Origin of the sequence: Daejeonella sp. (assembly GCF_036405355.1) — a bacterium.
Taxonomy (GTDB): domain Bacteria; phylum Bacteroidota; class Bacteroidia; order Sphingobacteriales; family Sphingobacteriaceae; genus Daejeonella.
In genome coordinates this window covers 20,058-27,197 of sequence record NZ_DASWXT010000108.1, presented here as the reverse complement: position 1 = coordinate 27,197, position 7,140 = coordinate 20,058, and the positions used below count along the sequence as shown (strand labels likewise).

Sequence of the window (7,140 nt, the reverse complement as noted above, 5' to 3'; positions counted from 1 at the left end):
GAAAACAACGATTCCATGTCAATTATTCCAAACCTGTCTACAATTTCCTGATTTGATGAAGGGCCTGAAACCTGGCCGCCACCATAGGTAAACTGAGAAATGTGATTGGTAGTTTCCCGGAAAGTGTAATCAACACTCGCTCTGTTTCTCCAGGAAAGCCCTTTTATTATTTTGGCATCCGAAAATATTGTACCAACCAATTGATTGCCTTTGATCGACCTCAGGTTTCCCTGATCAATCCATGCAGCAAAATTTCCCAGTGGATATTCACCCGACCATGAACCATCGGCTAATTTAAGTTTTTGAGTAGGGGGGATGTGCGTCACAGAATTATAGAACTGCTGCAGATCACCACCACGGGTAAGTTCCGGACCGGTTAAGGGTAGGGTATTAACTGCACGGTTCAATGCTGTATTTATACCTACATTGAGCCATTTATTAATTTTATTGTCAACATTGAAGCGGAAGTTTAACTGTTCTGCATCAACAGCCTTTATCACTCCTTTTTGTTCATTGTAAGCCATAGAGATGTTATATCTCGTAGCTTCTGTTCCTCCCGAAAAATCCAGCCCATGATACTGTGAACCACCTGATCCTGAATACAATACACTCATCCAGTCGGTGCTTGGGAAGTTAGGGTCATTTCCCGCTCTGTATTTTGCAATGGCATCAGTTGTAAAGGTTGGGGATAATCCTGCATTTGCCCTGGCTTCATTATGAAGTTCGGCATAATCTGCGGATCCCAGGAAATCAGGAACGGCAGTTGGATCCTGTTTTCCAAAGTAGGTATTGTATCTTATCTGGATTGGACCTTCTTTTCCTCTTTTTGTTGAAACAAGAATTACACCGTTTGCAGCCCTTGTTCCATAAATTGAAGCAGAAGCCGCATCTTTCAGAACACTGATACTTTCGATATCGAATGGGTTGATATTATCCATAGAGGATTCAAGACCGTCTACAATTACAAGTGGTTGCGAATCACCCATACTTCCCTGACCTCTGATCAGTACATTCATCCCTTCGGCACCCGGTTGTCCGGAATTTGTATGAATAAAGACCCCCGAAACCTGACCTTCGAGCATTGAAGCAACATTGGTTGCAGGACGGGATGACATCGCTTTTTCAACATCAACAGTAGAAACCGAACCTGTTAAATTAGCCAGGTTAGAGGTACCATATCCGATTACAACTACTTCAGTAAGAGCAGTATTTGCTGCTTCCAGAGTAACATTGATCGCAGTACGGTTGCTAACAGCAACTTCCTTGGTTACATAACCTATATAAGTAAATACCAAAACAGAATTATCTTCAGGTACAGTGATGGTATAATTACCGTTAATGTCTGTTGTTGTACCTGTATTGGTCCCTTTTACACGAACACTTACTCCAGGGAGAGTCTCACCTGTAGCATCGGTTATCTTACCTTTGACTTCTTTTGGAGGGGTCTCTTTAAAGATTGGAATTTCAGCATTTGGAGTAAAGAGTTCCTTTTTTGACAGAATTATTGTTTTATCAACAATGGAATAATTCACAGGCTGATTATAAAAGCAAATTTTCAGTACTTCATCAATTGAGGCTTGTTTTACATCAATATCAACAGCCTTTACCTGTTTTATCCATTCCTGATTGTAAAAAAATAAGTATCCGGTTTGTTTCTTTATTTCCTTTAAAACCTGCTCAACCGGGGCATTGTGCCTGGATATAGTGATCTTTTGGGCAAACCCTGATGCACTAACCTGTAAACAGGCGATCAATAATACGGCGGCAGTTAATTTCATCTTCAGGATAATTTGCCTTATTAATTGGGTTCGATTGATTTCTGATACTAATACCGGAAAAAATCCAGGATCAATAAATTTTATAACTCGTATTAATTGAGAATAAGCGAACCTGCTCAGTTTACTGAAAGGTTCTTTTTTGCAAAAAGCAGTAATTTGCATAACTTTACATGATTTAGGGTGAATAGAATATTACTTAAGAGTGAGTTTTTAGCCCCTTTATTTTATCTCCGGGAACGCTGCAACGTTTCCGGATTTTTATTGGGCCTTTTTTGAAAGTAGATTTATGGGTCCATAGGCTATGTTTTTAAGGTAAAACAATAATTTTTTTCTCTTCTATTTTAAATTTTACTCCGCTGAGTTCAAGCATCTTTAAAACCTGTGAAAGTTTTGAATTTCTGGAAATATAACCTCCAAAATGCTTTTCTGGCACCGCACCTTTGTATTCGATTGAAACGTCATACCATCTGCTGATTTGATTCATCACCGTACGTATATCTGAATCGTTGAATTGGAACAAGCCATTTTTCCAGGCAATATTTTGTTCTACATCGGCAATACTCTTGCTAAGTTTTGCCCCCTCATTTGAAACCACTTGTTCACCGGGTTTGAGAACAATGTCACTATTGAGATTACTTACATGGACAGAACCCTCTACGAGTGTAGTAGCACTATAGTTTTCATCAGAATAGGCCATCACATTAAACTGGGTACCGGTCACAAACACATTCATATCATTAGTCTTTACTATAAATGGTTTATTGATATTTTTGGCAACCTCGAAAAATGCTTCTCCTGTAAGTTCTACATTTCGCTCGCTGCCACTAAATATTGCAGGAAACCGAAGGGAAGAGACCGAGTTTAGCCAGACTTTGGATCCATCCGGTAAGATGATCTGATACTTGCCACCTTTAGGTGTTTCGATTTTGTTAAAAAGAGCTGTTTCAGAGTTATTTCCGGTCATTTCCGGCATATCATATATAATGGATCCGTCTGCCGCCTTGCTGATATTTATTCCCCCCTGTTTGGCAATAGTCCCGTTTACTGCATCGTCAAGCACAATTTTGGTTCCATCTGCAAGGGTTAAAACAGCTTTATTCCCACCAGGATTTTTGTCGTAAACTCTTGGTATGGGTTCTTTCAAAACCAATTTGGGTTCGTTTGTATTAAAAAAATTGCTTCCAACACTTATTGTAATTAATACTGCGGCTGCAATTGAAGTCCCCCAAAGAATGATCCGGGAGATTCTGCTTTTATTTTCAATACCACTCATTTCACTTATTTCATACCACATCTGAATCTTCTCAGCGGTGAAATCTTCCTGATCCTGATCTTCGGATAAAGTTTGTTTGGATGACTCCGATAGGTACCATCGCTCTACCAAGGCCTTTTCCTCAGCTGTGCAATTGCCTTGATTATATTTTTTAAGGAGCAGTTTGGCTTCCGGTCCGGTCATAATTATTGTTTAATTTATGATAAGACAATTTGAAGCAGGCCAGGTAGTAGAAAAATCGAAAATAAATTTAAGGGGGGCTTATGCAGGTATTAAAGGTTTGAGGTATTGCTCAGGAGACTAAGGTAGATTGTAAGGATAAGAATGAAGATATTTAATCTCAAACGGAGGATTTTTATCGCATTGTTAATCTGCTTCTTAACTGTTTTGTCAGATATCTGGAGTTCTTCAGCGATTTCTTTGTGAGTGCGGAATTTTTTACGGCTAAGTTCAAAGACTTCCCGCATTTTACACGGCAGGTTCTGAATCTCCCTTTCAATTGCAATTGAAAGATCTTTTGCACTTAATTGTTCAAGAATTGAATTCTGATGTTGGTTTGCAAAATTACTTAAGGAAGATAAATAGTTGTTCTTAACCTTATCATGCCTGATCAGGTTAATTACTTTATTTCTTGCAGAAACATAGAGGTAAGCAGCAATGTTGGTTTCGGAGTCTATTTGCTCAACATTTAACCAAAGGTTTGTAAAAAGCTCCTGAACAAGATCTTTCGTTTCATCCTTATCGCCTGTCATTTTGAGTATATGATGGAACATAAGACCCCAGTATCGCTCATAAATTTCAGCGAAAGCTTTTTCATTACCCGACCTGAGGAGGCCCAGTAACTCACTATCCTTAAGGGAATTATAGATACTCATTTTAAGTTACCTCAAAACGAATATAAGAAATTTTGGTTTAAGTATAAAAAGCGATAAAGGAAGTATGAGGTATGAAGTCATACCTCATACTTCAGACAAGGCTATTTCAATGCTTCATTAACTGCTTTGCCTATATTTCCATTCGGTTCCTGAATACGCAGGATTCCACTGATTGTGGGAGCAATATCAGTCATGTTATATGAATTGTTTGATTTTCCCTGTTTGACACCCCAGCCCATGAAAACCATTGGAATATGAACATCGGCAGGGTTCATAGTACCATGGGTTGCTCCTGTAGATCGTGGTGATGAGCCAGAATACCATGCCGGTTCAAGTACGATTTGTATCACTCCGCTGCGGTCAGGGTGGTATCCGTTAATTATTTTTTCTTTATATACTTCAGGAATTGTGGCATTCTGAGCATTTGGGATATCAACTACAAATGCAACACCTTCCTGCTTTTTCAGGAATTCAATCGCAGACTTCTTGATTGCCTCTTCGTTTAATTTATTTGCATTAATAACTGCATAATTGAAACTTACTGCATAATTGCTAAAGCTCAAGGCAATGTTTTTACTTTTAAATTCGGCCTCAAGCTTATTATTTAATTCTTTTAAAATTGCAGAGCTTGGAAAAACTCCGGCACTGATCTTATTGTCATTTAAAAACCCGGCATTATGCTGAGCTGCATGATCGGCTGTCAGAAATACGGTATAATTTCCTTTTCCGACCTTTGTGTCCAGATAGCTAAAGAATGTTGTCAGGTCACGGTCTAGTCGCAGGTAGGTATCTTCAACTTCAATAGAATTTGGACCGAATTGATGTCCGACATAATCCGGTGAAGAAACACTAACTGCAAGGAAATCTGTGATAGCATCTGCTCCCAGGGCTTCATTCTCAACTGCGGCTTTTGCCAGATCCAGAGTCAGTGAGCTTCCATATGGAGTGCTGGTTAAAAGGCCTAATCCCCGGCTAAGCATTTCTGAGGTTTTAACGGGAAATGTTGATGTACTCATTCCCGGAAACTTTCCTTCATAAGGAACATCGTCTTTTGTGCTCTGTAGATAAGTTTCAATTGGATATAAAGTATTCCAATCCTGTTTTAAATATTTTTCAGGATATTTTTGTTCGTTGAACTTCGTAACCCAATCGGGAAGTTGTTTCATATAATATGTACTTGTGATCCAGTTACCTGAACTCCCGTCGTACCAATATGCTGCATTTGCGGCATGTCCCCCCGGCAAAATAGCTCCCCGGTCTTTAGATGCTATGGCAATTACCTTCGATCTGAAGTTAGTAGCCAGTCTCAGCTCATCCGTCATGGTTGTAACCAACATATTCTTTGGTGACATTTTTCCGGCAGATGCAGAGCCGCTTCCAACTGTGGATACGGTAGAGTCGTCAACGCAATACATATTTTTGCCAGTCGCCTGAATGATCCAGTCATTACCGGTAATACCGTGAATTGCCGGTACTGAACCTGTATAAACTGTTGAATGCCCTATTCCGGTAACGCTGGGCACATAATTGATATACGCGTTTTCGCAGGAAAACCCTTCGTTCAGCATTCTTTTAAAACCTCCATTCCCATAACGCTCGTAGAAACGGTATAAATAATCCCATCTCATCTGATCTACCATTAATCCTACTACTAATTTTGGGCGTGGTAGATTGGTATTTTTGATTTGTATTTGTGCTTTAGATTGTTGTGCATTTGTGCTAAGTGTTGCAAGCATCAGAAAAGTAAAAAACAGAAATTTTATTCTCATTGGATTTTGGATAAATAATTGATTTGGTTCTTGCCCTGGATATTGAGGTATTAGGTTAGTTAAGATCATCTGCGGCTATATTTTCACGGTATCAAATATCGGCTTAATAAATATATTCATTTGTAAAAATATACTATAGGCTAAAAAGAATAATCTGAATTATTAACAGAAATTTCACAGGAGAGGGAATCAGATGCTGGAATAAATAAACTATTTCAGGATGGTAGTACTTTCTTTTTTTAACTGTACCTTATCCATTATGACATTACCTATATAGGTAGCTCCTGTTTCGACCTGCAAGGAATTTGTATGAAGTTCACCAAGAATATTACCTGAGCTTTTTATGTCAATAGAATCGGCTGTAACACTTCCGTTAACCGTACCAAAAACCACAATTTCCCTGGCTTTAATATTCCCCTCAATTATTCCGTTCTCGCCAATAATTAATCCCTCGCCAATAATCAGGTCGCCTTTTATATGCCCGTCAATTCTCACAAAAACATCCGACTCAATCCTGCCATGGACTACACAACCTTTACTGATCAGTGTCGGGGCAGAAGTGCTTTGTCCGTTTTTAGAGCCAGCCATTTGTTTAATTTATACTTAGGAAGTTTTTTGGGTTGACAGGTTTCCCATTCTTCCTTACTTCGTAATGGAGATGATTTCCGGTAGAATAGCCGGTTGATCCAACATGCCCAACAACTTGACCTGTATTTACGTTTTGTCCTACTTTAACGTTAATCTTTGACAAATGGCCGTAAAGGGTCTCAAGATTGTTTTTATGCCTGATCTTTACACATTTGCCATATCCCTGAAACCAGCCTGCAACCACAACTTTGCCGTCTGCTGTACTTTTTACTGCATCACCTCTCCGGCCTTTAAAATCTATACCCGGATGAAACTCAACCCTTCCCCGTCTGATTGGATCACCACGATAGCCAAAGGTTGAATTTATAACGTAGTTTGCCGGATATCCCATTGGCGTGAATGCAACACCAAGGAGAAAATCCTCAAGACGCTCATCATATAATGCAAAAGTTTCTTCAGTACTAAGTTCTGTCGAAGTCTCATTATTGCCACCAATTTCGTCTACTTTAAAGCCCTTTATTCCTCTTTTAATGAGGTATTGATTGATTTTTTTTAGCTTGTTTTCGATGTTCTGTATGTAATTTCTGGCTTGCGTGCTATCTGTGGGTGGTGGAATCTGTTTTTTTAAATGCGCGATTTCTCTGTTATAGGCAATTCGTTCCTTTTCAATTTTGCTGAGTTCAAGCGAAAGGAAAATTATTGTACAGGTCAGAATGAAGATTGTTATACCAATTGTAAGAGCGTAATGTTTTAAGCGGTTGATGTGTTTTGTTTTGACACGCAGAGATTTTGTTTCTCCCTTGTTAGAGCCTACGATCAAAACAGTACTGAAATCTGATTTCGAAAATATCATTTAT

The 7,140-nt window shown here is 38.9% G+C and carries 6 protein-coding genes; all 6 read right to left on the bottom strand.

From position 1 onward, the window contains the following. A partial coding sequence (locus tag VGE44_RS13315; RefSeq protein ID WP_331079876.1) for a SusC/RagA family TonB-linked outer membrane protein occupies positions 1–1,778 on the bottom strand: 1,778 nt, incomplete at its 3' end. A 307-nt stretch (positions 1,779–2,085) separates the two neighbouring features. Beyond that, positions 2,086–3,234, bottom strand: a complete 1,149-nt coding sequence (locus VGE44_RS13310) for a FecR family protein (protein WP_331079873.1) — start codon at positions 3,232–3,234, stop codon at positions 2,086–2,088. 89 nt (positions 3,235–3,323) lie between these two features. Next, positions 3,324–3,926 (bottom strand): RNA polymerase sigma-70 factor, encoded by a 603-nt coding sequence (locus tag VGE44_RS13305; protein WP_331079871.1) that lies wholly within the window; start codon positions 3,924–3,926, stop codon positions 3,324–3,326. Between the two features lie 101 nt (positions 3,927–4,027). Then, complete coding sequence (gene pafA / locus VGE44_RS13300; RefSeq protein ID WP_331079869.1) at positions 4,028–5,695, bottom strand: alkaline phosphatase PafA; 1,668 nt, start codon at positions 5,693–5,695, stop codon at positions 4,028–4,030. Between the two features lie 210 nt (positions 5,696–5,905). Continuing rightward, positions 5,906–6,283: a polymer-forming cytoskeletal protein gene (locus tag VGE44_RS13295; RefSeq protein WP_331079867.1), complete on the bottom strand. Its 378-nt coding sequence runs from the start codon at positions 6,281–6,283 to the stop codon at positions 5,906–5,908. A gap of 4 nt (positions 6,284–6,287) precedes the next feature. Next, positions 6,288–7,136, bottom strand: coding sequence for a M23 family metallopeptidase (locus VGE44_RS13290; RefSeq protein ID WP_331079865.1), 849 nt, complete (start codon positions 7,134–7,136; stop codon positions 6,288–6,290). Positions 7,137–7,140 lie beyond the last annotated feature (4 nt).